The following is a 26,549-nucleotide window of genomic DNA, read 5'->3' as shown; positions in this document are numbered from 1 at the left end:
CCCCTCACCGCCGGACCCGCCAGATCGGCGTGGTGAGCACCCACTGGTCGGGCGCCTCCCGCAACACCTGGGCGAAGATCTCCAGGACCTGGGCGACCAGCGCCTCCCGGGCGGCCGCCCGGCGCCCGGCGGGCCAGCATGGGGGCCAGACCCGCAGGGTGATCCCGGCGCCCTCCCGCCAGGCGAAGGCGGGGACGACGGGGACTCCCCGTCGGGCCGCCAGTTCGGCGTAGCCGTCCGGGAGCCACGCCGGTTCCCCGAAAAAAGAATACACCCGGCCGCTGCCGGTGGCGTCCCGGTCGATGGCCAGGGCGACGATCCCCCCTTGGTCCAGGGTGCGGAAGATCTCCCGCAGGGCGCCGTCGGCGGGGATCAGCCGGAGGCCGTGAGCGCCCCGCAGCCGACAGAGATAGTCAAACATCGGCGGGGGGCGCACCGGCTCGGCCACCGCCAGGGCCGGCAGGCCGCTGGCACCTAGAAACTGCAGGCCCCACTCCACGGGGCCGTAGTGGGCGCTCACGACGATGACCCCCCGGCCGGCCTGGTGGGCCTCCAGGAGGTGCTCCCACCCGAGGATGCGGATGGCGGGGAACCAGGCGCTGGGCGGCCGTCGGGGTGCCTGGAAGAGATCGACGTAGTTCTGCCACAGGAACCGGAGGGCCCGGCGGGCAGCCGCGTGGGCGGCCGGGTCCTCTGGAGAGGTGCCAAGCACATGGGCCAAGTTGTCCCGCAGGCCCGCCGCTGCGGGCAGCCAGGGGTAGAAGGCCTCCGCCAGGCGGGCGGCCAGCCCCCGGGCCCATCGGGGCGGCAGCCAGCTGACCGCCGCCCCGAGGCCCCGGAGGAGGCCATAAACCAGCCAGGAGACCGCCTCAGAGGCCCCGCCCGGCAATGAAATCCTCCACCATCTGGCGGGCGATGGGGTCCGGGAACTGCCGAGGGGGGGACTTCATAAAGTAAGCGGAGGGTCCAATCAGGGCGCCCTTCAGCCCCCGGTCCAGGGCGATCTTGGCGCAGCGGACGGCGTCGATAACCACCCCGGCCGAGTTCGGGCTGTCCCAGACCTCCAGTTTGGCCTCCAGGTGGATCGGCGCCCCGCCGAAGGTTGTCCCCTCGATCCGGATGTAACACCATTTGCGGTCCTGCAGCCAGGGCACGTAGTCGCTGGGGCCGATGTGGATGTTCTCCGGCGGCAGTTCATAGGGGATCAGGCTGGTCACCGCGCTGGTCTTGGAGATCTTCTTGGACTCCAGTCGCTCCCGCTCCAGCATATTGAGGAAGTCGGTGTTCCCCCCGAAGTTCAACTGGTAGGTCCGCTCCACGCGCACGCCCCGCTCGATGAACAGTTGGGTGAGCACGCGGTGCAGGATGGTGGCCCCCACCTGGGACTTCACGTCGTCTCCGATCACCGGGAGGCCCGCCTCCTCGAAGCGCTGCTGCCAGTAAGGCTCGCGGGCGATGAAGACGGGGATCCCGTTGACGAAGGCACAGCCGGCGTCCAGCACCTGCTCCACATACCACTTGGTGGCCTCCTCGCTTCCCACCGGCAGGAAGTTCACCACCACGTCGGTGCCAGTGTCCCGCAGGATGCGGACGATGTTGTCGGTGGGGCCGGGGGCCTTGCGGATGATGCCCGAGAGATAGCGTCCGATGCCGTCGTGGGTCATGCCGCGATAGACCTTCACCCCCAGTTTGGGCACCTCGGCGAACTTCAGCGTGTTGTTGGGAGAGGTGAAGATGGCCTCCGCCAGGTCCTTGCCTACCTTGTTTACATCGATGTCGAAGGCCGCGGTGAACTCGATGTCCCGCACGTGGTAGGGGCCGAGGCGGACGTGCATCAGGCCCGGCACGAAGGCGTCGTCGGGGGCATCCCGGTAATACCACACGCCCTGGACCAGGGCTGAGGCGCAGTTGCCGACCCCAATGATCGCTACCCGCACTTTGCGATCGGCCACGGTTGAACCTCCTCGGCAGGAAAGGTGTCTGGCCTTTCGAGTTTAGCCGAAGCCCAGGGGCGGGCAAGGGTGGGGGACAACGCCGGCCTAACCAAGGCGGGGCCAGCGCCCGAGGCCCGCGCGCCACCGGCGGATCCAGGGGGCGCCGAGGACATACAGGGCGAGGCCGTAGAGGATGGCGCCGGCCAGGGCGGTCAGCAGCAACCCCGGCCAGCCCCGGCCGGCGGCCCAGGAGGCCAGCGGCCCCAGGGCCAGCGCCATCAACAGGGTGGCCGCCCCGGCCTGGCCGAGGGCCCGTCCCCACCGGCCCAGTTCCAGCCCGCCCAGACGCCGGGCCAGCCAGGCGACCAGGAGGAGCATCTCCAAGGTGGTGGCCACCGTGTTGGCCAGGGCCACCCCGCCGTGGCCCAAAGGCCTGACCCACGCCAGGCTCAGGGCCACGTTCAGCCCCATCGCTCCCACCCCCACCCCCACGGGGGTTCGGGTGTCGTGGAGGGCGTAGAAGGTGCGGGCCAGCAGTTCCACCCCAGCGTGGGCCGGCAGGCCCAGAGCGTAGAACTGCAGGGCCTGGGCGGTCAGTTCTGTGGAGGCGGCTCCGAAGGCCCCCCGCTGGAACAGGACGGCGATCAGAGGGCGCCGCAGCAGGATCATCCCCGCCGCGATGGGCAGGGTCAGCCCCAGAAGGATCCCCATGGTCTCAGCGACCGTCCGCCGCAGCGTCTCCCGTTCCCCTCGCGCCGCCAGGGCAGAAAAGGTCGGGAAGGCCGCCGTGGCCATGGCCTGGGCCAGGATGATCTGCGGCTGCAGCATCAACTGCCAGGCCAGGTGGAGGGCCGCCAGGTAGCCAGCCCCCAGCCCCGAGACCAGGCGGGTGTTCACCAGGAAGTTGACCTGGACGGCCGCTAGGCCCAGCAGGCGCGGCCCCATCAGCGCCACCACCTCCCGCACATCCGGGTCCCCCCATCCCAGCCGGGGCCGATAGCGCCCGCCCACCTGCCGCCATCCGGGGCACTGGACCAGCAGGTGGAGGAAGGCGCCCAGCACCACCCCCCAAGCCAGGCCATAGATCCCCCCGACGGGGGCGAAGGCCAGGATCCCCACGATGATCCCCAGGTTGTAGGCGATGGGGGCCAGGGCCGTCCACAGGAAGCGCTGATGGGCCTGGAGGATCCCCATCACCACCCCGCTGATCCCGAACACCACCGGGGTGATCAGCATCACCCGCATCAGGGAGGCCGTCAGTTGCTGCTGAGCCGGCGGCACATCGGGGGTGAGCAGGGCCGACACCAGCGGCCGCGCCAGCAGGCCGGCCAGCAGGGCCAGCCCCCCCACCGCCAGGGCCACGGTGGTCAGCACCGCCCCCGCCAGCCGCCAGGCGGCCTCGCCCTCCTCCCGGGCCAGATGGGCCGTGAAGACGGGCAGGAAGGCCGAGATCAAGGCCCCGCCGGCCAGCAGCGTGAACAGGAGGTCCGGGATGCGGAAGGCCGCCCAGTAGGCGTCCAGTTCCCGGGAGGTGCCGAAGGCGCTGTAGATCAGGATCTGGCGGATCAGGCCCAGGAGACCGTTCAGCAGATAAGCGGCCGTGAGGAGAGTGGCCGCGCGGGCGATGCGACGCAGCGGGCTCATCGCTCCAGCCAGATGGTCACGGGGCCGTCGTTGTGGATCTCCACCCGCATGTGGGCGCCGAAGACCCCCGTCTGCACCCGGATGCCCTCGGCCCGCAGCGCCTCGGCGAACCGCTCGATAAGGGGGCGGGCGTGCTCCGGGGGCGCCGCATGGATGAAGCTCGGCCGCCGCCCCTCATAGGGATCCGCGTAGAGGGTGAACTGGGAGACCACCAGGGCCTCCCCGCCTATCTCTTTCAGAGAACGGTTCATCTTGCCGGCCTCGTCCTCGAAGATCCGCATGTGGGCCACCTTCCGGGCCAGCCAGTCCGCCTTGTCCGGCGTGTCCGTGTGGGTGACGCCGACCAGCAACACCACGCCGGGGCCGATGGCGGCCACCGGCGTATCGTCCACGGAAACCGCCCCCTTGCAAACCCGCTGCACCAGCACCCGCATCGAAAGCCCCTCGCTTCCGGCATGGGATCATCGCCGACCGAAGGGGAAGGCCCCCACGGTGGCCAGGGCGATCAGGATCAGCAGCAGGGAGAGGCTGTAGGCGGCCAGGATGCCCCGGGAGCGGGCTGGGTTCCCCTGCGACCGGAAGGCCGCGGCCCCGTGGGCGGCGAAGGCGGCCAGCAGGCCCCACACCGGGTGGAAAATCTGGACCGACGTCAACGGGACCGCCGCCAGCCGTTGGCCCAGCCACAGCAGGATCCCCAAGGTCACCTGGATATCGAGGAGAAGGGGGTAGAGGCGGACGAGGCGCTCCCCGCGCGGAGAGGGGGGATGGCCCCCGGCCGCCCGGCCCAGGATGGAAAGGGCCCCCAGGGCAGCCAGGAGCACCAGCCAGCGCCCCAGGCTGTGGAGGACCCGCAGCCCCAGCAGCAACCCTTCCATCGTCGTCCTCCCGCGGCGAAGGATCCGGACCGGGGAAGGACCTTGACGGCCCCAACCGGCTTCTTTTACACTGAACCCAAAGCGCCCATGGAAGGAGGGGACATGCGCGCGCTGCGTTGGCTGCTTTTGCCCTTATTGGTCCTTTCGTGCGGCCGTCCGGCGGCCACCCCGACGCCGCCGTCCCCAGGAGCCACCCCCAAGCCCACGCCCACCCTCCGCCCGGACCTCCCGCTGCCCCCGGATGCCTTCAATCTGGAGATCACCACTGCTCGCATCGCCTTCGACACGCGCCTGGGTGTCAAAGACCTGGTGGAATTTTACAACGCGCGGATGCAGGAGCATGGCTGGCAGGTGTTGGGCGCGCCGACCCAATACGGGCAGGTGGGGAACCTCCTGTTCCAGAAGGACGGGCGGACGGTCAACATCCAGTATCAACACAACGACCTGACCGGCGTCACCTCGGTCCAGATCACCCTCCCGTAGGGATGCGGCCCCGACGGCCTTCGCGCTCCAGAGCGTTCCCCGGGGGCGTCACATCACCTCGACCATCATCTCCTCGTGGACGATCTGGGCGAACCGCTCCGGGTCCACGATGGCCAGGCGCATCTGTTCGGTGTTCTCGTGGAAGTTGTCGGCCGGCTCCAGGACGATGTCCGCCACGTCCTCCAGCAGGGCCCGCTTGGTGGCGATCCCCAGCCGTCCCCGCAGTTGCTCGGGGGTCAGTTCGGGATAGTCAGCGGCCAGGGCTTCGAAATCCACGGCGGCCACCGCCAGATCCTCTAGGAACAATTGCTTGGCCAGGATGTCCGCAGCGTAGCGCTCCAGCGGGTTGCTGCGCCGGCGCCCCCGACGTCCTTTCCGCGCGCCCTCTTCCGCCATGGCGGCCTTCCCCAGTGAGAGAGTCGTCTTGAGTATACGCAGGCGGCCACCGCCTGGCAACGGGATGCGGCCGGAGGCCCCGGACCGGGCGTTGTCATCCATGGCCGTTTTCGCTATAATGGAGCGCAGAGCGCCACCTTAGCTCAGCCGGTAGAGCACCCGCCTCGTAAGCGGGGGGTCGCGGGTTCGAATCCCGCAGGTGGCTTTCCGGGCCCGTCGCAGGCGTGGCCATCCCGCATCTTGTTCGCAAGCGAGGCGATCCCATTGGAACAGCCCTCGGGGTTCCCCGGTTCTCTCCGCCTTTGGCCTCGATGGCGCGATCGGCTGGGGAAGGGATGGCAGGTCCTTCGGAGCCCCTGGGGGATCGCCCTTCCCTTGGGACTGTGGGCCCTCGGCGGGCTCTGGATGGCCCTGATCCCCCAGGCCCCTCCGCCCGATGACCCGGCCTACTGGATGTGGTGGGCCCAGGCCCGCTGGCGGTTCGGTCCCCTCTTCGATCCCCTGAGCCGCTGGGGCCTCTGGACGTTGTCCCAGACGCCGGGGTGGCGGCTGCTGGGGGCCTGGCTGGGGCTGGGGCTGGTGGTGCGGGCGGCGGAGGCTGGGGCAGCCCGGCGCTGGCGGGCGGCGCTGGGATGGGGGATCCTGCTGGGCGCTCTGGTGCTCGCTGGCCTCGAGCGGTACCTGCCGCCGCCCCAGGGGGTGCGCCTGGCCTGGGGAGAAGGACGATCCGTCGGGGATCTCTGGCTGGTCCTGGACGAATCGGGTCTCTCCCTCTGGCGGCAGGGGGATCCCCTCGCCCGCAGCGGTTTTCGGCCCGGCTGGCCGCTCCGGCTGGGGCCCTATATCGCCGTGGCTGGGCGCAGCGGGCAGGTCCTTGAGCTTCAAGGAGAGGGCCCTTCCGGTCCGCTCCACTGGCGCTCTGCGCTGGATGCCGCCCCGGTCCCTGCCCTCTTGCTACACCCTTCTCCGGAGGGGGAGGCCTTTGCGGCTGTGGCCGAGGCCGGCTGGATCGTCCGGCTGATCTACCCGGATCGTCTGACGATCTTTGCGGAAGGCACCGGGGCGGTGGTGGCGGCGCAGACGCTGCCTTCCATGGCCGATGGCCAGGAGGTGACCCTCTCTCTTCCCGAAGGCTATGCCCTGCGCCTCATCGCCCGGCCGGTCTATCGGGTGCTTCTGATGTCCCCGCCTACCTTTGCGGCCCGCGTGCTGGCCTGGGCTGGCGTCCCCCTCGGCCTCGCGGGGCTCCTCTTCGAGGCGGCACGGCGTGCGCGTCGGTGAACCGCCAGCCGCGGGGCAGGCTGTAACGAGATGGGGGGCCGCGTGTTCTTTATTAGGAGGCGGACGGCGGATGCATGCGGAAGGAGGGCGCGATGGCGCGGGTGGTGGTGACCGGCATGGGGGCGATCACGCCTCTGGGCAACGATGTGGAGACCTTCTGGCAGAACGTCGTCGCGGGCCGATCCGGCGTCGGCCCCATCACGCTTTTCGATGCCTCCGCCCTCAAGACCCGCATCGCGGCCGAGGTCAAGGGGTTCGACCCGGAGGCTTGGTTCGGACGGAAAGAGGCGCGGCGCATGGACCGCTACGCCCAGTTCGCCCTGGCCGCCACCCAACAGGCCCTGCAGGATGCGCGGCTGGATCCAGGCCATGTGGACCGGGAGCGGGTTGGGGTGATCCTGGGGACCGGGATCGGGGGCATCGGGGCCCTGGTGCAAGGGGTGGAGACGCTGATGACCCGGGGGCCGGATCGCATCAGCCCCTTCATGGTCCCGATGATGTTGGCGGACACCGCCCCGGGCCTGATCGCCATCGCCTATGGGTTCCGAGGGCCCAACATGGCGGTGATCACCGCCTGCGCCAGCGGGACGAACGCCATTGGCGAAGCGATGCATCTGATCCGCCGCGGGGACGCCGACGTGGTGATCGCCGGGGGGGCCGAGGCGGCCATCCTGCCCATCTCCGTGGCCGCCTTCAATGTGATGGGAGCCATCTCCACGCGCAACGAGGAACCGGAACGGGCCTCCCGCCCCTTCGACCGGACCCGCGACGGCTTCGTGATGGGCGAGGGGGCTGGGATCCTCGTCTTGGAACGCCTGGAGCACGCCCAGGCCCGGGGCGCCCGGATCTACGCTGAGGTGGTGGGCTACGGGGCCTCCGCCGACGCCTACCACATCACCGCCCCGCTGGAGAACGGGGAAGGGGCCGCCTTGGCCATGCGCCGGGCCCTGGCCGACGCCGGCCTCTCCCCACGGGAGGTGGATTACATCAACGCCCACGGGACGGGAACGCCCCTCAACGACAAGAGCGAGACGCAGGCCATCAAGGCCGTCTTCGGGGAAGCCGCCTACGATGTCCCCATTTCCTCCACCAAGTCCATGATCGGCCATCTGTTGGGCGCGGCCGGCGCGGTGGAGGCCATCGTCTGCATTCGGGCCATCACCGATGGGGTGATCCCGCCGACCATCAACTACGAGCACCCGGACCCCGAGTGCGACCTGGATTACGTGCCCAACACCGCGCGGCGACGGCCGGTGCGCGTGGCCATGTCCAACTCCTTCGGCTTTGGTGGCCACAACGCTTGCGTGATCTTCCGGCGCTATGCGGACGGGACGCCCGCGGCGCGCTAAGGGGGTTCGACGATGGCGCGTTACGCCCATATCGTGGGCTGGGGGATGGCGGTGCCCCAGCGGGTCGTCACCAACCCCGAACTGGCCCAGTTCGTGGACACCTCGGACGAGTGGATCGTCACCCGGACCGGGATCCGGGAGCGCCGGGTGGCCGGCCCGCAGGAGAGCACGGCCACCCTCTCCATCGCTGCGGCGGAGGAGGCCTTGGCGGTGGCGGGGATCGCCCCGCGGGAGGTGGATCTGATCCTGGTGGCTACGGTGACCCCAGAGCATCTTTTCCCTTCCACCGCCTGCCTGGTCCAGGACACCCTGGGGGCCTCGAAGGCTGGGGCCTTCGACCTGTTGGCGGGGTGCTCGGGGTTCATCTACGGCCTGCATCTGGCCGCCGCCGCCATCCGCTCAGGGGACCATCAAGTGGCCCTGGTGATCGGGGCGGAGACCCTCTCCCGCATCGTGAACTGGCGGGACCGGAACACCTGCGTGCTGTTCGGCGACGGGGCGGGGGCGGTGGTGCTGAAGGGGAGCGAGACCCCCGGTGGCGTGCTGGCCTCGATGATCCGGGCCGACGGCTCCGGCGGGGAACTGCTGATCCTGCCGGCGGGCGGGAGCCGGATCCCGTTCTCAGAGGCCGCCCTGCGGGACGGCTGCCACTTCGTCCGGATGAACGGGCGGGAGGTGTTCCGGTTCGCTACACGGGTGATGGAGAAGGCGACGCGGGAGGTGGTGGAACAGGCAGGCCTGCGCTTGTCGGACGTGGATCTGATCATCCCTCATCAGGCCAACATCCGGATCATCGAGGCGGCAGCCAGGGGGCTCGGGCTGCCGATGGAGCGGTTCTTTGTGAACATCGACCGCTATGGGAACACCTCCTCCGCCAGCATCCCCATCGCCCTGTGCGAGGCGGTGCAGCAAGGGCGCTTGAAGCCCGGCGACACGGTGGCCATGGTGGCGTTCGGCGCCGGCCTCACCTGGGCGGCCGCGGTGGTCCGGTGGGGCGCGCCGGCCCCACGGCCCCGGCCGGCGTGGCTGGAGCGCCTGGCCCGCCTCGTCCGATATCTCCCGGCCCAAGGACATTCCCGCTGGATGCGCCTCTGGCGCCACCTCGACGCCTGGGCGAGCCGCCTCCTCGGTCGGGATGAGGATTGAACCCCGCAAGGGAGTTCGATGCGGAAGGGAGCGAAGCATGCTGCGGCCGCGCACCAAGATCGTCTGCACCCTGGGTCCCTCCACCGATCACCCCGAGGTCCTGCGGGCGATGATCCGGGCGGGGATGAGCGTCGCCCGCATCAACTTCTCCCACGGGGACCACGCCGCCCACGCCCGCCGGATCGCCCTGGTGCGCCAGATCGCCCAGGAGGAGGGTGCCATCATCGCCCTCTTAGGCGATCTCCAGGGCCCCCGCTGGCGGGTTGGCCTCATTGAAGGAGGATACATCGTGGTCTCCCCGGGCCAGCGGATCGTCCTCACCACCCGCCCAGCCCCCGGTGGCCCCCAAGAGGTCCACCTCCCCCATCCGGACCTGGTGGCGCTGGCCCGGCCCGGACAGACCCTGTTGCTAGACGATGGGCTGTTGGAATTCCGGGTGGAGGCGGTCGATGGGACCGATCTGATCTGCCGGGTGGTCCGAGGAGGCACCTTGAGTTCCCACAAGGGAATCAACGCCCCCGGCCTCCCCCTCACCCTCCCGGCCCTGACGGAGAAGGACCGACTGGACGTCCGTTTCGCTGTGGAACAGGGGATGGATTACCTGGCCCTCTCCTTCGTGCGCACCGCCGAAGATGTCCGGCAGCTGCGTTCCCTCCTTCAGGAACTGGGGGCCTCGATCCCCATCGTCGCCAAGATCGAGAAGCGGGAGGCCCTGGCTCACTTCGAGGACATCCTGGAGGCCGCCGATGCGGTGATGGTGGCCCGCGGGGACCTGGGGGTGGAGATCCCTCCGGAGGAGGTGCCCATCCACCAGAAGCGGATCATCCGGCTGTGCAACCGGGCCGGCAAGCCGGTGATCACTGCCACCCAGATGCTTAACTCCATGGTCAACCATCCCCGCCCCACCCGGGCCGAGGCCAGCGACGTGGCCAACGCCATCCTGGACGGCACCGACGCCGTGATGCTCTCGGCGGAGACGGCCACGGGGACCTACCCGGTGGAGGCGGTGGAGATGATGGCGCGCATCGCGCGGATGGCCGAGGAGGCGCTGCCCCATCGCCAGTGGCTGGACTTGATCGGGGAGACGGCTGCGGTGGCCGAGGCCATCAGTCGGGCCACCGTGGAGATCGCCGAGCGGATCGGCGCCCGGGCCATCGTCACCTCGACCATGTCCGGCTACACGGCCCGCATGATCGCCCGCCACCGCCCTCCCATGCCCATCCTGGCCGTCACCCCGGTCCCGGCGACCCTGCGGCGGCTGGCCCTGGTGTGGGGTGTCCAGCCGGCCCTGATGCCGGCCGTGCGCACCACCGATGAGATGTTGGGCGCCGCCTGCCAGGCGGCCCTCCAGAGCGGCCTGGCTCAGCCCGGGGATCTCTTGGTGCTCACCGCCGGCGTCCCCTTCGGCCGCCCCGGCCACACCAACCTCTTGAAGGTCCACCGCCTGGAAGCGATCCCCGAGGAGCCTCCCACCCTTTCGTGATTTTGCTTTCAATATCGCGTCAGTTTTCTCTATATAGTGAATATCATCACGCACAGACCCGTCCGCGGTAAAGGAAGAACGTTCTTCTTCTCAATGCTTGACACATGCGGCGGGCCCTTGCTATAATGGGAGCGCCTCTTGGGAACCGGATTGTGGACACCGCTCTCGGTCGAGGGAGGGCCTGATGCGGCTGAGGGGATCCCATCGGTTTGCTGCGCCCATCGCCCGTGTGTGGGGCGCGTTGATGAACCCCCAGGTGATCGCCCGTCTCCTGCCCGGCGTGGAGCGCCTGGAGCCGGTGGGCGATAACGTCTACGAAGCGGAGATGCGCTTGGGCATCGGCCCCATCAGTGGCCACTACCAGGCTCGCATCACCCTCTCCGAGATCGATCCCCCGAACCATTACCGCCTCCGCATCCAGGCCCAGGGCCCCCAGGGCGCCGTCGACGCCAACGGGACCGTCGACCTGACGGCCCAGGAGGATGGGACGGTGATGCATTATGAGGGCGAGGCGGTGGTGACGGGGTTGTTGATGAGCATGGGCGCCCGGCTGCTGGAGCCCGTCGCCCAGATGCTGATCCAGCAGGGCTTGAAGGCCCTGGAGGGACTGCTGGACACCCCTTCATAGGAAAGGGATCCGCCGCCGAGCGGTGGAGCGAGCGTCTCTATCTCCAAACCTCAGGGGGAGGGGCCCATGAAGATCCCGGTGACCGTTACGGTGAACGGCCAGGTGGTCCAGCGGGAGGTGGAGCCCCGCATGCTCCTGGTGCACTTCCTCCGGGAGGTGCTGGGGCTGACCGGGACCCACGTGGGGTGCGACACCAGCCAGTGCGGCGCCTGTGTGGTCCTGATGGACGGCCGGGCGGTCAAATCCTGCACCCTCTTCGCCGTCCAGGCCGACGGGGCCCAGATCACCACCATCGAGGGGCTGGCCCGGGACGGCCGGCTCCATCCCCTCCAGGAGGGCTTCTGGGAGATGCACGGCCTTCAGTGCGGCTTCTGCACCCCCGGCATGATCCTCGCCGCCTACGATCTGCTGCAGCGCAACCCCAACCCCACCGAGGAGGAGATCCGCCACGCCCTGGAGGGGAACTACTGCCGCTGCACCGGTTACCACAACATCGTCCGGGCGGTGCGCTACGCGGCGGACCGGCTCCGCGTTCAGGCGTGACCCCTCGGGAGCATCTCTCTCACGAAGGAGGGCGGCGATGGCGACCCGTTATTTCGGTGTGGCGATGAAACGGCGGGAGGACCCGCGCTTCATCGCCGGGCGCGGCACCTATGTGGATGACCTCACGCTCCCCGGCCTGACCTACGCGGCGATGGTGCGCAGCCCCTACGCCCATGCCCGCATCAAGGCCATCCATACCGACAAAGCCCGCCAACATCCCGGGGTGATCGCCGTCTTCACCGGCCGGGACATGGTCGAGAGCGGCGTGAAATCCCTCCCCTGCGGCTGGCTGCTGCCCGGGATGAAGTTGCCTCCCCACTACCCCATGGCGGTGGACAAGGTCCGCCACGTGGGGGAGATCGTGGCCGTGGTCATTGCGGAAGATCGATACGTCGCCGAGGACGCGGCGGCGCTGGTGGAGGTGGAATACGAGCCGCTGCCGGCGGTGGCGGACGCGGAGAAGGCCCTCCAGCCCGGCGCCCCGGCCGTCCACGACGAGGCCCCGGACAACGTCTGCTTCCGCTGGTCCATCGGGGACGCCGAGAAGACGGAGGAGGCTTTCCGGCGGGCCCATCGGACCGTCCGGTTGCACCTGGTCAACCAGCGCCTGATCCCCAACGCCATTGAGCCCCGAGCGGCCATGGCCCAATACAACCCCGCCACCGACGAATACACCCTCTGGGTCACCAGCCAGAACCCCCACGTCCACCGCCTGCTCATGGCCGCCTTCGTCCTGGGCATCCCCGAGCACAAGTTGCGGGTGATCTCGCCCGACGTCGGCGGCGGCTTCGGCAGCAAGATCTTCGTCTACCCGGAGGAGACCATCGTCACCTGGGCCGCGAAGCGGGTCGGCCGGCCGGTGAAGTGGACGGCGCGGCGGCGCGAGAGCTTCGTCAGCGACGCCCACGGCCGGGACCACATCACCGAGGCGGAACTGGCGGTGGACGAGCGGGGGAAGATCCTGGGCCTGCGGGTGCGGACCATTGCCAACCTCGGGGCCTATCTTTCCACCTTCGCCCCGGCTATCCCCACTTATCTTTACGGCACGCTGCTCTCCGGCCAGTATGAGATCCCGGCCATCTCTTGCGAGGTCACGGGGGTCTTCACCCACACCACCCCGGTCGATGCCTACCGCGGGGCCGGGCGGCCGGAGGCCACCTACGTGGTCGAACGCCTGATGGACCGCATGGCCCGCGAGCTCGGCGAGGATCCGGCGGAGTTCCGGCGCAAGAACTTCATCCCGCCGGACAAGTTCCCCTATCAGACACCGGTGGCCCTGCAGTATGACAGCGGCAACTACGAGGGGGCGCTGAACAAAGCCCTGGAGATGATCAACTACAAAGAACTGCGCCGCCAGCAGGAGGAGCTGCGCCGGCAAGGGCGCTACATCGGCATCGGCCTCTCCTGTTACATCGAAGCCTGTGGCATCGCCCCCTCCCAGGTGGTTGGCTCCCTGGGCGCCCAGGCCGGCCTGTGGGAGAGCGCCCTGGTCCGGGTGCACCCCACCGGAAAGGTGACAGTCTACACCGGCACCCATGCCCACGGCCAAGGCCACGAGACCGCCTTCGCTCAGATCGTGGCCGACGAACTGGGCATCCCCATCGAGGACGTGGAGATCGTCCACGGGGACACGGGCAGCGTCCCCTTCGGCATGGGGACCTATGGCAGCCGCAGCGCGCCGGTGGGCGGCAGCGCCATCGTCCTGAGCCTGCAGAAGATCAAAGAGAAGGCCCGTAAGATCGCCGCCCATCTGCTGGAGGCCGCCGAGGAGGATGTGGTCTTCGAGGACGGCAAGTTCTACGTCCGCGGCGTCCCCGATCGCTTCAAAACCTGGGGCGAGGTCGCCCTCCAGGCGTATCTGGCCCATAACTACCCGCCCGGGCTGGAGCCGGGCCTGGAGGCCTCCTCGTTCTACGACCCGAAGAACTTCACCTTCCCCTTCGGCACCCACATCGCTGTGGTGGAGGTGGACCCCGAGACCGGGAAGGTGAAGATCCTGCGCTACGTGGCTGTGGACGACGCGGGCCGGATCATCAACCCGCTCATCGCCGAGGGCCAGGTCCACGGCGGCATCGCCCAGGGGGTGGGCCAGGCCCTGCTGGAGGGCGCCGTCTACGATGAGAACGCCCAGTTGCTCTCCGCCTCGCTCCTGGACTACGCCCTGCCGCGGGCGGACGACCTCCCGGCCTTCGAGATCGACCACACCGTCACCCCCTGTCCGCACAACCCGTTGGGGGTGAAGGGGATCGGGGAGACCGGGACCATCGCAGCGACCGCGGCGGTGGTCAACGCGGTGATGGACGCCCTGGCGCCCTTCGGGATCCATCACCTGGATATGCCGCTGACTCCACAGAAGATCTGGAAAGCCATCCAGGCGGCTCGGGCTGCCTGACCGGAGCGGGCGCGCCTGCCCACGGATCCCGACCCACAGGAGGGCACGATGTATCCGGCGGCGTTCGATTACTATCGGGCGACCACGCTTCAGGAGGCCCTCAGCCTCCTGAAGCAGCATCCGGAGGCCAAGGTGTTGGCCGGGGGCCATTCCTTGATCCCCCTGATGAAACTGCGCCTGGCCAGCCCCTCGGCCCTGGTGGATATCGGGCGCATCGCGGAACTGAAGGGGATCCGGCGGACCGACGGCACGGTGGTGATCGGGGCGCTGACCACCCACCGCGAGGTGGAGTTCTCCGAGGCGCTGAAGCAATGGTGCCCGCTGTTGCCGGAGGTCGCCGCCCAGATCGGCGACCCGGCGGTCCGCAACATGGGGACCCTCGGAGGCAGCCTGGCCCACGCCGACCCGGCCGCGGATTACCCGGCGGCCATGCTGGTCCTGGGGGCGTCGATGAAAGCGGTCGGGCCGGGCGGTGAACGGATGATCCCCGCGGAGGCCTTCTTCGTCGGGATGCTCACCACCGCCCTCCAGCCCGGCGAGATCTTGACGGAAGTCCACGTGCCGGTGCTGGGCCCGGGGACCGGCTGGGCCTATGAGAAGTTCCCGCATCCTGCCTCCCGCTACGCCGTGGTCGGGGTGGCGGCGGTGGTGCGGGTGGAGGGCGGGGTGTGCCGGGAGGCCCGTGTCGGCATCACCGGGGCCGCCCCCAAGGCCTTCCGGGCGACGGCTATCGAGCAGGCGCTGGCCGGCCGGCCGCTGGAGGAGGCGACGATCCGAGCGGCGGTAGAGAAGGCGGTGGGCCCCGAGGGGCTGCTGAGTGATCCCTTCGCCTCGGCGGAATACCGCGCCCACCTGTGCGCCGTCCTGGCCCGACGTGCCCTGCTCCGGGCCGCCCGCCGGGCGGCCTGATGCCCCCTGGGCCCCATCGCGTCATCCCGCGCGCTGAGGCCGCTATCCCCGCGGCCTCAGCGCGCTTCAAGCGGTCGACCCTCGGGAGGCCGCCCCCTCGCGATGGAGGGGGCGCGCCTTGGGCGCTACAATGGTAATAGTCAGGCGTTCCTCCGAAATCTTCGTTCGAGCCAGCCGGATGCGGAAGGAGCGCCCTGTGGGCAGAACGTGATCCGGAGGACGGTTCCCGTGGTCCCGACATCCGTGGAGGAGGTGATCCGGGCTCTCCAGGCCCACCGTTACATCGCCGACCGGGGGCTGGCCACCGCCATCTTCCTGGCCCTGCGCCTGGGCCGCCCCCTGTTCCTGGAAGGGGAGCCAGGGGTCGGTAAGACGGAGGTGGCCAAGGTCCTAGCGGACCTGCTGGGGACAGAACTCATCCGCCTCCAGTGCTATGAGGGGCTGGATGTGCACAGCGCGGTCTACGAGTGGGATTATGCCCGCCAGATCCTGCAGATCCGTATGCTGGAGGCGGCCGGGGAACGAGAACTGTCGCGGGTCCGGCAGCAGATCTTCAGCCCCGACTTCTTGATCCGGCGGCCGCTCCTCCAGGCCCTGGAGGCCCGGAACGGACGTCCCCCCGTGTTGCTCATCGACGAACTGGACCGCGCCGACGAGGAGTTCGAGGCCTTCCTGTTGGAGCTCCTCTCCGACTGGCAGATCACCATCCCGGAGATCGGGACGGTCCGGGCGGAGCAGCCGCCCGTGGTGGTCATCACCTCGAATCGGACGCGGGAGATCCACGATGCCCTCAAGCGGCGTTGTCTTTACTTCTGGATCGACTACCCCACCTTCGAAAAGGAATACCAGATCGTGCGGGCGCGCCTGCCGGAGGCCCCGGAGCGGCTCACCCGCCAGGTGGTGGCTTTCGTCCAGGAACTGCGCCGGCTGGACCTCTATAAGGTCCCCGGCGTGGCGGAGACCCTGGACTGGACGGCGGCCTTGCTGGCGCTGGACCAGACCGAGCTGGATCCGGTGGTGATCGACGAGACGTTGGGGGCGCTGCTGAAATATCAAGATGACGTCCTGAAGGTGCGAGGGGAGGTGGCCCGGGATCTGCTGGCGAAGGCCCTGTTGCAAGCGGAGCGGGCCCCCGGGATCCCGTAGACTCCGGCGGCGGCCGGCGAGGCTGCGAGGGGGGATGGGCGGTTATCTGTTGCGCCATATCGTGCGGTTCGGACGGACGCTGCGGGCGGCTGGGGTGCCGGTGACCCCGGGCCAGATGATGACCTTCGTCCGCGCCCTGGCCTGGATTCCCATCGGCGATCGGGAGGCTTTCTACCATGCCGCCCGCTGCACCCTGGTTTGCCGGCATGAGGACCTGGCGGTTTTCGATCGGGTCTTCGAGTGGTTCTGGCGCAACCCGCTGATGGGCGGGGCGATCCCGCCGGGCCTGTTGCAGACCGCCCCCGGGCCGATGCGTCGGCAGGAGAACCGCCCGCGCCCCGCCGAGGTGGGCCACCCCCCAGCCGACGACGCCCGCCCGCCCCGTCCCGAGGCCCCGCCGGTGATCCTGGCGGACCGCGCCATGACCTACAGTCCAGTGGAGCAGTTGCGCCACAAGCAGTTCGAGCGCTTCTCCGAGGAGGAAATCGCGGCTGCCCGGCGCCTGATGGCCTGCTTGCGCTGGCGGATCCACGAGCGGGAGACCCGGCGCCTGCGGCCGGCCCCCAAGGGAGGGCAACTGGATGTGCGGCGCACCCTGCGGCGGAGCCTCCGGCATCATGGGGAGTGGGTCCGCCTGTTCTGGCGGGACCACAAGCGCAAGCCCCGGCCGCTGGTGGTGCTGTGTGACATCAGCGGCTCCATGGAGCGCTACGCCCGTATGCTGTTGCATTTCCTCCACGCCTTGAGTCACACCCGTCGCCACGTGGAGACCTTCGTCTTCGGCACGCGCCTCACCCGCATCACCCGCTGTCTGCGTCACCGCGATGTGGACGAGGCGTTGCGGGAGGTCGGCCGGAGGGTGGTCGACTGGTCGGGAGGGACGCGGATTGGAGAGTGCCTGCACGTGTTCAACCGGGACTGGGCCCGGCGGGTGCTGGGGCGGGGGGCGGTGGTGATGATCATCAGCGACGGCTGGGACCGTGGGGACGTGGCGCTGCTCCGTCGGGAGATGGAGCGTTTGCAAAAATCGTGCTACCGTCTGATCTGGCTGAACCCCCTGCTGGGGCTCCCGGGCTATCAGCCGTTGACCCGGGGGATGCAAGCCGCGCTGCCCTTCATCGACGATTTCCTGCCGGTGCACAACCTGGCCAGCCTGGAGCAACTGGCGGCCCATCTGGAGCGGCTGCCGCCCCGCCGCTCCGCCCGTCGCTCCGGCCTGGTCCAGGCGGCCGTGTAGAGGCACAGCGGGCGGCGCCCGCACCTCCGAGGAGACAGGGAGGGAAGCCATGCGGGAGGTGCTGGAGGCGGTGGAGCGCTGGAAGGGACGCGGGGAGCGGGTGGCCCTGGCGACGGTGGTGAAGGTGATCGGCTCGGCCCCCCGGGAGGTCGGGGCGAAGATGGCCGTCTCCTCGAGCGGGGAGATGGCCGGCTCCGTCAGCGGCGGCTGCGTGGAGGGGGCGGTCTTCGAGATCGCCCAGGAAGTGCTCCGGACCGGCCGCCCGCGCCTGGTCCGCTTTGGGATCAGCGACGAAATGGCGTGGGACGTGGGGTTGGCCTGCGGCGGCACCATCGAGGTCTTCGTCGAGCCGCTGCCCTGAGGAGGGAGCCCGGATGAACTGGTTCCAGCGGGTTGGGGAGGCCCTTCGGAAAGAAGAGCCCCTGGCCGTCGCCACCCTCATCCGGGGGCCGGAGCCTTGGCTGGGGGCCAAGTGGATTGTCGATGCGGACGGGAACGCGAGCGGGAGGACGCACCCAGACCTGGACGATCGGGTCCGGGAGGTGGCCCGGCGTTATCTGGCCCTCGGCCAATCCGGGACGGTGACCCTGGCCACGCCGGAAGGGGAAGTGGAGGTCTTCATTGAGGCGGTTGTTCCCCCGCCGCTCCTGATCATCGTCGGAGGCACCCACATCGGCATCGCCTTGGCGGCCATCGCCAAGATCCTGGGCTGGCAGGTTTACCTGGTGGATCCCCGGCGCACCTTCGCCACGCCCGAACGCTTCCCCCATGTGGACCGTTTGATCGCCGCCTGGCCGGATGAGGTCCTGCCAGAGTTGATCCACGCCCGCACCGCCGTGGCCGTCCTCACCCACGATCCCAAACTGGACGACCCTGCGGTGATGGCGGCGCTGCGCAGCCCGGCCTTCTATGTGGGGGCCCTGGGGAGCCGCAAGACCAACGCCCGCCGGTTGGAGCGGCTGCGGCGCAAGGGCGTCGAGGAGGCCGCCCTAGCGCGGCTGCACGCGCCCATCGGCTTGGACATCGGGGCACGGACCCCTGAGGAGATCGCTCTGAGCATTATGGCGGAGATCGTGGCGGAACAGAACCGCCTGCGCCGGAAGGAACACGTCCCGGCGGTGGAGGAGGCCCCTTTGTGAAATTCGGACCGGTTCCGGTGGAGGAAGCGGTCGGCCGGCGGCTGGCCCACAACATAGCCGATGGGCAGGGGAACCGCCTGTTCCGGAAAGGGCGGCCCCTGACCCCGGAGGACGTGGACCGGCTGCGGGCGGCGGGCTACCGCGAGGTGGTGGTCGCCACCCTGGAGCCTGGGGATGTGGAAGAGGACGAGGCCGCCTGGCGGATCGCCCAGGGGTGCGCGGGCCCCGGGCTGCGCCTGGTCAAAGCGGCCGGGGGCCGCGTCAATTTCATCGCCGAGGTGGCCGGGGTCTTCTGGGTGGAAGTCCCCCGGCTGGAGGCCCTGAATCGCATCCGTGGGGTCACCCTGGCCACGCTCCTGCGGGGGAGCGTCGTCCGGCCGCGGCAGATGGTGGCCAGCCTGAAGATCATTCCCTTCGCGCTCCCGGAAGAGCGGGTGGCCCAGGCGGAGGCGGTGGCGCGGGGCGATGGCCCCCTGATGGGGGTTGCCCCCTTCCAGCCCCGCCGGGTCGCCCTGATCCTCTCCGGCCATCCGGCCGTCTGGCCCCGACTGGTGGCGGATTTCGAGGAGCCCTTGCGGGAGCGGGTGGAGGCGTGCGGCGGCCGATGGCTGGGAACCCGGACGGTGCTCCATCGGGAAGGGGACCTGGCCGAGGCGATGGCAGGGGCGCTGGATCAGGGGGTGGATTTCCTGATCCTGGCCGGCGAGACGGCGATCATGGACGAGGAGGATATGGCCCCGCGGGCCATCCGGCGCATCGGGGGCGTGGTGGCGGTGTTCGGAGCCCCGGTGGATCCGGGGAACCTGCTTTTGGTCGCCTATCGCGGTGAGGTCCCCATCCTGGGCGCGCCGGGCTGCGCCCGCAGCCGACACCGCAACGTGGTGGATGAGGTGATCCCGCGCCTGATGGCCGGCATGCGGCTGACCCAGGCGGAGGTGGCCGCCATGGGCCACGGTGGGCTGTTGGAGGAAGTTCCGGAGCGCCCGATGCCGCGGGATCGCGGCGAGGAACCCTAGCGGGGCAAGGTCCCTGTCCCTATGGACAAGAGAAGGAGGGAGCCATGTGCGGGCCGCAGGTTTATGAGGCGATGGCGCGGGCCTACAGCCGTCGGGATTTCCTCAAGATGCTGGGCGGCGCCCTGGCCGCCACGGCCCTCCCCGCTTCGAGGGCAGCCTCCCAGTGGCCGTGGCTCGCCGTGGAGATCCGGGGCGCTCGCGAAGGGGAACGCGTCGTCTTCACCCTGACCGTCCGCAACCTCATCGACGAGCCCGTCGCCGATCTTTATGTCGCCGGCCACGTCCCCCGCAACGCCGACTTCGTCGCCGCCACCGCCACGCCGCCCGGCGCCTGGTTCCGGGGTTTCGAGGCCGAGGGCAGCGATCTGCAGTCGGCGGTCTGGCTGGCGGAGGGCATCCCGGCGAAGGGAACCCTAGGGCCCTTCCGCTACGAGGTCCTCCCGCATCCGGCGGCCACGCTGGTGAGCGCCCACGGCTTCGTGTCGTGGCGCCGGCCCGCCTATGGGGAGGCCGCCTCTGTCCCGGCGGGGGTGATGGTCCGGACGTCGGCGCGGGTTTTTGCCCGCAAGGTGGATCTGACCTACGTCCAGAACCCGAACTTCCCCATCTGGCCTGGGGCGCCGCGGTTGCAGATCGAGAACGTCTTCAACCACGCCCAGCATGGCTTCTACGCCAACCGCTGGCATATCTACGAGCACCACGGGACCCATATGGATGCCCCGGTCCACTTCGGCAAGAACGCCCTCACCATCGAACGGCTCCCGGCAGAGGTTTTGGTGGCGCCGGCGGCAGTGATCGACATCCGCGACCGGGCGCGGCGGAACCCGGATGCCCAGGTGGTCCCGGAGGACATCCGGGCCTGGGAGCGGCGCTACGGACGCCTGCCGGACGGCGCGGTGGTCTTCATGTGGAGCGGGTGGGGGGCCCGGGTGGGGGATGAGGCGGCCTATCGGAACATGGACGCCCGGGGCGTGATGCACTTCCCAGGCTTCCATCCGGACACCGCCGCGTTTCTGCTCCAGGAGCGCAACATCGTCGGGATCGGTGTGGACACCCTGAGCCTGGATTACGGGGCCTCCGCGGATTTCAAGACCCATTACACGATCCTGCCGGCCAACAAGTGGGGTCTGGAGAACGTAGCCAACCTGGGCCGCATCCCGCCGGCGGGGGCGACCGTCTTCGTGGGGGCCCTGCGGATCGAAGGCGCCTCCGGCGGCCCGGTCCGTCTCATCGCGGTGTGGTAGAATCGGGGAAAAGCGTCCCGAGCGGGAAGGAGGGCCCTATGGCGGTCAAGGAGCTGCTGGCGGACATCCGTCATCTCAGCGGCGAGGTGTATTATCCCTCCCCCGAAGTCCTCGAGAGGGCCTACATCAAAGACTACCGGGAGGTTTACCAGCGGGCCATGCAGGATCTGGAGGGCTTCTGGGCGGAACGGGCCGAGGAACTGGAGTGGTTCCAGCGATGGGACCGTGTCCTCGATGATTCCCAAAAGCCCTTCTATAAATGGTTCGTCGGCGGGAAGTTCAACATCTGCTACAACGCGGTGGACCGCCATATGAAGACGTGGCGTAAGAACAAGGTGGCCCTCTACTGGGAGGGGGAGAACGGCGAGCGCCGCGTCCTTAGTTATTATGATCTTTACAAGGAGGTTAACCGCTTCGCCAACGTCCTCAGGGCCCTGGGGGTGCGCAAGGGCGACCGGGTGACGATCTACATGCCGCGCGTCCCCGAATTGCCCATCGCCATGTTGGCCTGCGCGCGCCTCGGGGCGATCCACAGCGTGGTCTTCGCCGGCTTCTCGGTGGAAGCCCTCCACACCCGCATCGAGGACTCCAAGTCGCGGCTGTTGATCACCGCCGACGGCGGCTACATGAACGGGCGGGTCGTGGAGACAAAGCGGACGGTGGACGAGGCCGTCAAGCGCGCTCCCACTGTGGAGCACGTCCTGGTGGTTCGCCGCACCGGCCGCGAGGTCCCCATGGAGCCGGGGCGGGATTATTTCTACGATGAACTGGCCCGGCTGCCTTTCGCCCAGTCCGAGTGCCCGGTGGAGATCACCGACGCTGAGGATCCCCTCTATATCCTCTACACCTCCGGCACCACCGGCGCCCCTAAGGGCCAGGTCCACACCCACGGGGGCTACGCGGTCTTCACCTACACCACGATGAAGTGGGTCTTCGACATCAAGGACGACGACATCTGGTGGTGCACGGCGGATCCGGGGTGGGTGACCGGCCACTCCTACATCGTTTACGCACCGTTGATGTTGGGGGCCACCAGCGTGATGTATGAGGGCGCGCCCACGTATCCCTATCCTGACCGCTGGTGGAGCGTTGTAGAGAAATACGGGGTGACGGTGCTTTACACCACGCCCACGGCCATCCGGGGCCTGATGCGGTTCGGGGACGAGTGGCCCAACCGGCGCAACCTCTCGTCGTTGCGCCTGTTGGGCACGGTGGGGGAGCCGATCAACCCCGAGGCCTGGCGTTGGTATTACCGGGTGATCGGCAAAGGGCGCTGCCCGATCATGGACACCTGGTGGATGACCGAGACCGGGGGCTTTATGATCACCCCCATGCCCTGCGTCCCCCTGAAGCCCGGCTCCGCCACCGTGCCCTTCCCGGGCATCCGGGCAGAGGTGGTGGATGAGAGCGGCAACCCCTGCCCGCCGGGGGTGGAGGGCTACCTGGTGATCCAGACGCCGTGGCCCGGCATGTCCCGAACCCTCTACGGGGATCCCGAGCGCTACGTGAAGACCTACTGGTCCAAGTATCCCGGCTGGTTCTTCACCGGGGACTCGGCGCGGCGCGATGAGGACGGCTACTTCTACATCATCGGCCGGGTGGACGACGTGCTCAAGGTGAGCGGCTACCGGCTGGGGACGGCCGAGATCGAGTCGGCTCTGGTGGCCCATCCCGCGGTGGCCGAGGCGGCCGCCATCGGCCTCCCCCACGAGGTGAAGGGGGAAGGGATCCACTGCTATGTGATCCTCAAGGCCGGATACAGCCCCAGCGAGGCCTTGGCCGAGGAGCTCCGTCAGCACGTGGCCCAACTGATCGGGCCCATCGCCCGCCCGGAGGCCATCCATTTCGTCGACCGGCTCCCCAAGACCCGTTCGGGCAAGATCATGCGCCGGGTCCTGCGGGCCCGTGCCCTGGGCCTGCCGGAGGGGGATCTCTCCACCCTCGAGGAGTAAGGCCCTGGCGCCCCCGAACGTTTGGGAGACCCAGGCGCCAGGGCCTTCGGGCGGCCCGGGCGAGCCTTCTTTATAATCACGCATGCAACCCTGATCCTGCGGAGGTAGGCGATGACGGTCGAGCGCTTCGGAGCGGTAACGTTCCGGGGGAAGCCCCTCACGGTGATCGGGGAGCCGTTGAAGGTCGGCGACATCGCCCCGGACGTGGAGCTGGTCGCCACGGACCTCAGCCCCTTCCACATCCGCAACACCGACGGCAAGATCCGGATCCTCAACGTGGTCCCCTCCCTGGACACGGGGGTGTGCGACGCCCAGACCCGCCGCTTCGACCAGGAGGTCGCCCGGCTGGGCGATGAGGTGGTCTGCATCACCATCAGCGCCGATCTCCCTTTCGCCCAGCGGCGCTGGGCAGCGGAGGCCAACGCCCAGCACGTGATCCTGGCCTCCGATCACCGGGAGATGGCCTTCGGCCGAGCCTATGGGACCTGGGTGAAGGAACTGCGCTTGGAGCAGCGGTCGGTCTTCGTCCTGGACCGCGACGGCACCGTCCGTTACGTGGAGTATGTGCCGGAGATCACCCAGCACCCCAACTATGAAGCCGTCTTGGAGGCCGTCCGTTCCCTCCTGGGCCAGCCGGAGCCCCGTTGAGGCGTGCGTTTGGATCCCTCAGGCGGCAGCCGCGGGGGGCATCGGGAAGCGCTCCCCGCGGCTTTCGTTGGAAGGGAGCGGCCGCTCGTGCTATGCTGTTAGGATAGAGAATGCCCACCATCGGTCTGCGTCGCACCTTGGCCCATGGGGCTTCGCCCCTCTCCGCCTGAAAGCGAGGGATGCGGGGTCGCTATGGCAAAGGACAAGATCATCGTTCGAGGCGCTCGGGAGCACAACCTCAAGAACATCACCGTGGAGATCCCCCGGGGCAAACTGGTGGTCATCACCGGGCTTTCCGGCTCCGGGAAGTCCAGCCTGGCCTTCGACACCATCTACGCCGAGGGCCAGCGGCGCTACGTCGAGTCCCTCTCGGCTTACGCGCGGCAGTTCCTGGGGCTGATGGAGAAGCCCGACGTGGATCAGATCGAGGGCCTATCCCCGGCCATCTCCATCGACCAGCGGGGCGCCTCCCACAACCCCCGCTCCACGGTGGGGACGGTGACGGAGATCTACGATTACCTCCGGCTGCTGTTCGCCCGGGCCGGCGTCCCCCACTGCCCCCGCTGCCGCCGGGAGGTCCAGAAGCAGAGCCCCGAGCAGATCGTCGAGGCCATCCTGGCCCTCCCCGAGGGCAGCCGCATCCTCATCCTGGGCCCCATCGTCCGTGGCCGCAAGGGGCATCACGGCCCCGTCTTCGAGGAACTGCGCCGCATGGGCTTCGTCCGCGTTCGGGTGGACGGGACGATCCGGGATCTTGACGAGCCCATCGAACTCGACCGCTACAAGATCCACCACATCGAGGCGGTGGTGGACCGTCTGGTGGTGCGGCGGGACGGGGCTGACCGCTCCCGGCTCCAGGACTCGGTGGAGACGGCCCTGCGCCTGGGGGACGGGCTGGTCATCGTGCACAACGCCTCGGCCGATCCACCGGAGGATCTCCTCTTCAGCGAGCACTTCGCCTGTCCCTACTGCAACATCAGCCTGCCGGAGCTGGAGCCTCGGCTTTTCTCCTTCAACAGCCCGAAGGGGGCCTGCCCGACCTGCGAGGGCCTGGGGGTCCAGTTGGAGCTGGACCCCGACCTGCTCATCCCCAACAAGGACCTCTCGCTGGCCGAGGGGGCCATCGTCGCCTGGGGCGGTGCGGAGGAGGGCGGCTACTACTGGCAACTGCTGGAGGCCGCCTGCCGCGCCTTCGGCATCCCCACCGACGTCCCGGTGCGCCAGTTGACCCCTGAGCAACTGCATCTCCTTCTCTACGGGGCCGGGGAGGTCCGCATCCCGGTCCGGTATCTGGCCCGGGACGGGACCTGGAGGACCTACGAGGCGCCCTTCGAGGGTGTGATCCCCAACCTGCGCCGGCGGTATGAGGAGAGCACCTCTGATCTGTTCCGGGCCCGGGTGGAGGGATGGATGAGCGAGCGGCCCTGCCCGGCCTGCGGCGGCGCCCGGCTGCGCCCGGAGGCCCTGGCGGTCACCGTGGCCGGCAAGAACATCTACGAGGTCACCCGCATGTCCGTGGTGGAGGCCATGGCGTGGATCGAGTCCCTGCGCGGAGGGAACGGCCGGCCGCCGGCCTTGGACGAGCGGCGGCTGGCCATCGTCGGCCAGGTCCTTCGGGAACTGCACAACCGCCTGCGCTTCATGGTCGACGTGGGGTTGGACTACCTGACCCTGGACCGGCCCACGTCCACCCTCTCGGGGGGCGAGGCCCAGCGGATCCGCCTGGCCACCCAGATCGGCAGCCAGTTGACTGGGGTGCTCTACGTCCTGGACGAGCCGAGCATCGGCCTGCATCCGCGGGACAACGAGCGGCTGATCCGCACCTTGAAGAGCCTGCGCGACCTGGGGAACACGGTGCTGGTGGTGGAGCACGATGAGGCGATGATCCGGGCCGCCGACTGGGTGATTGATCTGGGCCCCGGGGCCGGGGAGCACGGCGGCTACGTGGTGGCCCAGGGGACGGTGGAGGCGATCATGCGCAACCGCCGCTCCCTGACCGGGGCCTATCTGGCCGGGCGCCTGACCATCCCGATCCCGCCCCGGCGGCGTCCGGGGAACGGCCGCGCCCTGATCGTGCGGGGGGCACGGGCCCACAACCTCAAGAACATCGACGTCCGCTTCCCCCTGGGTTGCTTCATCTGCGTCACGGGGGTCTCCGGCTCCGGCAAGAGCACCCTGGTGGTGGAGATCCTCTACAAGCGCCTGGCCCAGATCCTCTACGGGTCCCGGGAGCCGGCGGGGGCCCACGAGGCCATCGAGGGGGTCGAGTTCATCGACAAGGTGATCAACATCGACCAGTCCCCCATCGGCCGCACGCCCCGTTCCAACCCCGCCACCTACACAGGGGTCTTCACCGACATCCGGGATCTCTTTGCCAGCCTGCCGGAGAGCCGGCTGCGGGGCTACGGACCCGGGCGTTTCTCCTTCAACGTGAAGGGAGGACGCTGCGAGGCCTGCGAGGGCCAGGGGCAGATCCAGATCGAGATGCAGTTCCTCCCGGACGTCTTTGTGACCTGCGAGGTCTGTCGGGGGGCCCGCTTCAACAAAGAGACCCTGCAGATCCGCTACCGGGGGAAGAGCATCGCCGACGTCCTCAACATGACTGTTGACGAGGCCTACGCCTTCTTCGAGGCTTTCCCTGCCATCCGGCGCAAGCTGCAGACCCTGCGGGACGTGGGCCTGGGCTACATCCGGCTGGGCCAGCCGGCCCCCACCCTCTCCGGCGGGGAGGCCCAGCGGGTGAAACTGGCCAAGGAGCTCTCCCGCCGGCCGACCGGCCACACCCTTTACATCCTGGACGAGCCCACGGTGGGCCTGCACGCCGCCGACGTCCAGCGGCTGATTGAGGTGTTACAGCGCTTCGTGGACCAGGGACACACCGTGATCGTCATCGAGCACAACCTGGACGTCATCAAGGTGGCCGACTGGATCATTGACCTGGGGCCGGAGGGCGGCGAGCGGGGCGGCGCGATCGTGGCCGAGGGGACCCCCGAGGATGTGGCCCGCGTGGAGGCCTCTTACACCGGCCAGTTCCTGCGCCGGGTCCTCCGGGAGGGCTCGGCCCCCCGCAACGGCCGGCGGCGGCCCTGAGCCAGCCGTCTTGC

The 26,549-nt window shown here is 69.2% G+C and carries 24 protein-coding genes and 1 tRNA gene; 19 read left to right on the top strand and 6 right to left on the bottom strand.

What is annotated here, in order from left to right; translation table 11 throughout:
- Positions 1-4: 4 nt before the first annotated feature.
- From C4313_RS03445 to C4313_RS03425, 5 genes are all read right to left on the bottom strand, one after another.
- Positions 5-889 carry a lysophospholipid acyltransferase family protein gene (locus C4313_RS03445; RefSeq protein WP_352428478.1) on the bottom strand — a complete coding sequence of 295 codons (885 nt, stop codon included), beginning with the start codon at positions 887-889 and terminating at the stop codon, positions 5-7.
- Complete coding sequence (locus C4313_RS03440; protein WP_352428477.1) at positions 870-1,952, bottom strand: inositol-3-phosphate synthase; 1,083 nt, start codon at positions 1,950-1,952, stop codon at positions 870-872. The genes C4313_RS03445 and C4313_RS03440 overlap by 20 nt, the downstream gene beginning before the upstream one ends.
- A gap of 87 nt (positions 1,953-2,039) precedes the next feature.
- Positions 2,040-3,578 (bottom strand): murein biosynthesis integral membrane protein MurJ, encoded by a 1,539-nt coding sequence (gene murJ / locus C4313_RS03435; protein ID WP_352428476.1) that lies wholly within the window; start codon positions 3,576-3,578, stop codon positions 2,040-2,042.
- Positions 3,575-4,012 (bottom strand): D-aminoacyl-tRNA deacylase, encoded by a 438-nt coding sequence (gene dtd / locus C4313_RS03430; RefSeq protein ID WP_352428475.1) that lies wholly within the window; start codon positions 4,010-4,012, stop codon positions 3,575-3,577. Before dtd ends, murJ begins: the two co-directional genes overlap by 4 nt.
- Before the next feature lie 27 nt (positions 4,013-4,039).
- Positions 4,040-4,453: a hypothetical protein gene (locus C4313_RS03425; protein WP_352428474.1), complete on the bottom strand. Its 414-nt coding sequence runs from the start codon at positions 4,451-4,453 to the stop codon at positions 4,040-4,042.
- A gap of 102 nt (positions 4,454-4,555) precedes the next feature.
- Between C4313_RS03425 and C4313_RS03420 the strand changes: the two genes are divergently transcribed.
- The gene (locus tag C4313_RS03420) at positions 4,556-4,936 is read left to right on the top strand and encodes a hypothetical protein (RefSeq protein ID WP_352428473.1); all 381 of its coding nucleotides are present in this window, start codon (positions 4,556-4,558) and stop codon (positions 4,934-4,936) included.
- A gap of 48 nt (positions 4,937-4,984) precedes the next feature.
- Here C4313_RS03420 and C4313_RS03415 read toward each other — a convergent pair whose 3' ends face one another.
- Positions 4,985-5,332, bottom strand: a complete 348-nt coding sequence (locus tag C4313_RS03415) for a hypothetical protein (RefSeq protein ID WP_352428472.1) — start codon at positions 5,330-5,332, stop codon at positions 4,985-4,987.
- A gap of 132 nt (positions 5,333-5,464) precedes the next feature.
- Here C4313_RS03415 and C4313_RS03410 point away from each other — a divergent pair.
- The 18 genes from C4313_RS03410 (at position 5,465) to uvrA (ending at position 26,535) form a co-directional block, all read left to right on the top strand.
- Positions 5,465-5,537: transfer RNA gene (locus tag C4313_RS03410), tRNA-Thr, on the top strand.
- A 170-nt stretch (positions 5,538-5,707) separates the two neighbouring features.
- Positions 5,708-6,613, top strand: a complete 906-nt coding sequence (locus C4313_RS03405; RefSeq protein WP_352428471.1) for a hypothetical protein — start codon at positions 5,708-5,710, stop codon at positions 6,611-6,613.
- A 92-nt stretch (positions 6,614-6,705) separates the two neighbouring features.
- Entirely contained in the window at positions 6,706-7,962 is a 1,257-nt protein-coding gene (gene fabF, locus C4313_RS03400) for a beta-ketoacyl-ACP synthase II (protein WP_352428470.1), read from the top strand.
- A 12-nt stretch (positions 7,963-7,974) separates the two neighbouring features.
- The gene (locus C4313_RS03395) at positions 7,975-9,108 is read left to right on the top strand and encodes a beta-ketoacyl-ACP synthase III (RefSeq protein ID WP_352428469.1); all 1,134 of its coding nucleotides are present in this window, start codon (positions 7,975-7,977) and stop codon (positions 9,106-9,108) included.
- A 37-nt stretch (positions 9,109-9,145) separates the two neighbouring features.
- Complete coding sequence (pyk, locus tag C4313_RS03390; RefSeq protein WP_352428468.1) at positions 9,146-10,591, top strand: pyruvate kinase; 1,446 nt, start codon at positions 9,146-9,148, stop codon at positions 10,589-10,591.
- Positions 10,592-10,775: 184 nt separating this feature from the next.
- Positions 10,776-11,219 carry an SRPBCC family protein gene (locus C4313_RS03385; protein ID WP_352428467.1) on the top strand — a complete coding sequence of 148 codons (444 nt, stop codon included), beginning with the start codon at positions 10,776-10,778 and terminating at the stop codon, positions 11,217-11,219.
- 66 nt (positions 11,220-11,285) lie between these two features.
- On the top strand, positions 11,286-11,762 hold the full coding sequence (locus tag C4313_RS03380) for a (2Fe-2S)-binding protein (protein ID WP_352428466.1): 477 nt from the start codon (positions 11,286-11,288) through the stop codon (positions 11,760-11,762).
- A gap of 37 nt (positions 11,763-11,799) precedes the next feature.
- Entirely contained in the window at positions 11,800-14,154 is a 2,355-nt protein-coding gene (locus tag C4313_RS03375; protein ID WP_352428465.1) for a xanthine dehydrogenase family protein molybdopterin-binding subunit, read from the top strand.
- Positions 14,155-14,202: 48 nt separating this feature from the next.
- Positions 14,203-15,063: an FAD binding domain-containing protein gene (locus C4313_RS03370; protein WP_352428464.1), complete on the top strand. Its 861-nt coding sequence runs from the start codon at positions 14,203-14,205 to the stop codon at positions 15,061-15,063.
- A gap of 228 nt (positions 15,064-15,291) precedes the next feature.
- Positions 15,292-16,209: an AAA family ATPase gene (locus C4313_RS03365; protein ID WP_352428463.1), complete on the top strand. Its 918-nt coding sequence runs from the start codon at positions 15,292-15,294 to the stop codon at positions 16,207-16,209.
- 34 nt (positions 16,210-16,243) lie between these two features.
- The gene (locus tag C4313_RS03360) at positions 16,244-17,446 is read left to right on the top strand and encodes a vWA domain-containing protein (protein WP_352428462.1); all 1,203 of its coding nucleotides are present in this window, start codon (positions 16,244-16,246) and stop codon (positions 17,444-17,446) included.
- A gap of 49 nt (positions 17,447-17,495) precedes the next feature.
- Positions 17,496-17,807 carry an XdhC family protein gene (locus C4313_RS03355; protein WP_352428461.1) on the top strand — a complete coding sequence of 104 codons (312 nt, stop codon included), beginning with the start codon at positions 17,496-17,498 and terminating at the stop codon, positions 17,805-17,807.
- Positions 17,808-17,820: 13 nt separating this feature from the next.
- The gene (locus C4313_RS03350; protein WP_352428460.1) at positions 17,821-18,585 is read left to right on the top strand and encodes an XdhC family protein; all 765 of its coding nucleotides are present in this window, start codon (positions 17,821-17,823) and stop codon (positions 18,583-18,585) included.
- Positions 18,582-19,601, top strand: coding sequence for a molybdopterin-binding protein (locus C4313_RS03345; protein WP_352428459.1), 1,020 nt, complete (start codon positions 18,582-18,584; stop codon positions 19,599-19,601). The genes C4313_RS03350 and C4313_RS03345 overlap by 4 nt, the downstream gene beginning before the upstream one ends.
- A 44-nt stretch (positions 19,602-19,645) precedes the next feature.
- On the top strand, positions 19,646-20,845 hold the full coding sequence (locus C4313_RS03340; protein ID WP_352428458.1) for a cyclase family protein: 1,200 nt from the start codon (positions 19,646-19,648) through the stop codon (positions 20,843-20,845).
- 38 nt (positions 20,846-20,883) lie between these two features.
- Complete coding sequence (gene acs / locus C4313_RS03335) at positions 20,884-22,797, top strand: acetate--CoA ligase (RefSeq protein WP_352428457.1); 1,914 nt, start codon at positions 20,884-20,886, stop codon at positions 22,795-22,797.
- 111 nt (positions 22,798-22,908) lie between these two features.
- On the top strand, positions 22,909-23,445 hold the full coding sequence (gene tpx / locus C4313_RS03330; protein ID WP_352428456.1) for a thiol peroxidase: 537 nt from the start codon (positions 22,909-22,911) through the stop codon (positions 23,443-23,445).
- Between the two features lie 192 nt (positions 23,446-23,637).
- Positions 23,638-26,535, top strand: a complete 2,898-nt coding sequence (uvrA, locus tag C4313_RS03325; protein ID WP_352428455.1) for an excinuclease ABC subunit UvrA — start codon at positions 23,638-23,640, stop codon at positions 26,533-26,535.
- The last annotated feature ends 14 nt before the right edge of the window (positions 26,536-26,549 follow it).

It is taken from the genome of Thermoflexus sp. (assembly GCF_040289485.1).
GTDB lineage: Bacteria > Chloroflexota > Anaerolineae > Thermoflexales > Thermoflexaceae > Thermoflexus.
The sequence above is the reverse complement of the archived record's forward strand: the minus strand, read 5'-3'. Positions and strand labels throughout refer to the sequence as shown.

Excerpts from the sequence above, each read along its gene's own strand:
- murJ (WP_352428476.1), bottom strand. The coding sequence starts at position 3,578 with ATGAGCCCGCTGCGTCGCATCGCCCGCGCGGCCACTCTCCTCACGGCC.
- dtd (WP_352428475.1), bottom strand. The coding sequence starts at position 4,012 with ATGCGGGTGCTGGTGCAGCGGGTTTGCAAGGGGGCGGTTTCCGTGGAC.
- C4313_RS03425 (WP_352428474.1), bottom strand. The coding sequence starts at position 4,453 with ATGGAAGGGTTGCTGCTGGGGCTGCGGGTCCTCCACAGCCTGGGGCGC.
- C4313_RS03420 (WP_352428473.1), top strand. The coding sequence starts at position 4,556 with ATGCGCGCGCTGCGTTGGCTGCTTTTGCCCTTATTGGTCCTTTCGTGC.
- C4313_RS03415 (WP_352428472.1), bottom strand. The coding sequence starts at position 5,332 with ATGGCGGAAGAGGGCGCGCGGAAAGGACGTCGGGGGCGCCGGCGCAGC.
- fabF (WP_352428470.1), top strand. The coding sequence starts at position 6,706 with ATGGCGCGGGTGGTGGTGACCGGCATGGGGGCGATCACGCCTCTGGGC.
- C4313_RS03395 (WP_352428469.1), top strand. The coding sequence starts at position 7,975 with ATGGCGCGTTACGCCCATATCGTGGGCTGGGGGATGGCGGTGCCCCAG.
- pyk (WP_352428468.1), top strand. The coding sequence starts at position 9,146 with ATGCTGCGGCCGCGCACCAAGATCGTCTGCACCCTGGGTCCCTCCACC.
- C4313_RS03385 (WP_352428467.1), top strand. The coding sequence starts at position 10,776 with ATGCGGCTGAGGGGATCCCATCGGTTTGCTGCGCCCATCGCCCGTGTG.
- C4313_RS03380 (WP_352428466.1), top strand. The coding sequence starts at position 11,286 with ATGAAGATCCCGGTGACCGTTACGGTGAACGGCCAGGTGGTCCAGCGG.
- C4313_RS03375 (WP_352428465.1), top strand. The coding sequence starts at position 11,800 with ATGGCGACCCGTTATTTCGGTGTGGCGATGAAACGGCGGGAGGACCCG.
- C4313_RS03370 (WP_352428464.1), top strand. The coding sequence starts at position 14,203 with ATGTATCCGGCGGCGTTCGATTACTATCGGGCGACCACGCTTCAGGAG.
- C4313_RS03360 (WP_352428462.1), top strand. The coding sequence starts at position 16,244 with ATGGGCGGTTATCTGTTGCGCCATATCGTGCGGTTCGGACGGACGCTG.
- C4313_RS03355 (WP_352428461.1), top strand. The coding sequence starts at position 17,496 with ATGCGGGAGGTGCTGGAGGCGGTGGAGCGCTGGAAGGGACGCGGGGAG.
- C4313_RS03350 (WP_352428460.1), top strand. The coding sequence starts at position 17,821 with ATGAACTGGTTCCAGCGGGTTGGGGAGGCCCTTCGGAAAGAAGAGCCC.
- C4313_RS03340 (WP_352428458.1), top strand. The coding sequence starts at position 19,646 with ATGTGCGGGCCGCAGGTTTATGAGGCGATGGCGCGGGCCTACAGCCGT.
- acs (WP_352428457.1), top strand. The coding sequence starts at position 20,884 with ATGGCGGTCAAGGAGCTGCTGGCGGACATCCGTCATCTCAGCGGCGAG.
- tpx (WP_352428456.1), top strand. The coding sequence starts at position 22,909 with ATGACGGTCGAGCGCTTCGGAGCGGTAACGTTCCGGGGGAAGCCCCTC.
- uvrA (WP_352428455.1), top strand. The coding sequence starts at position 23,638 with ATGGCAAAGGACAAGATCATCGTTCGAGGCGCTCGGGAGCACAACCTC.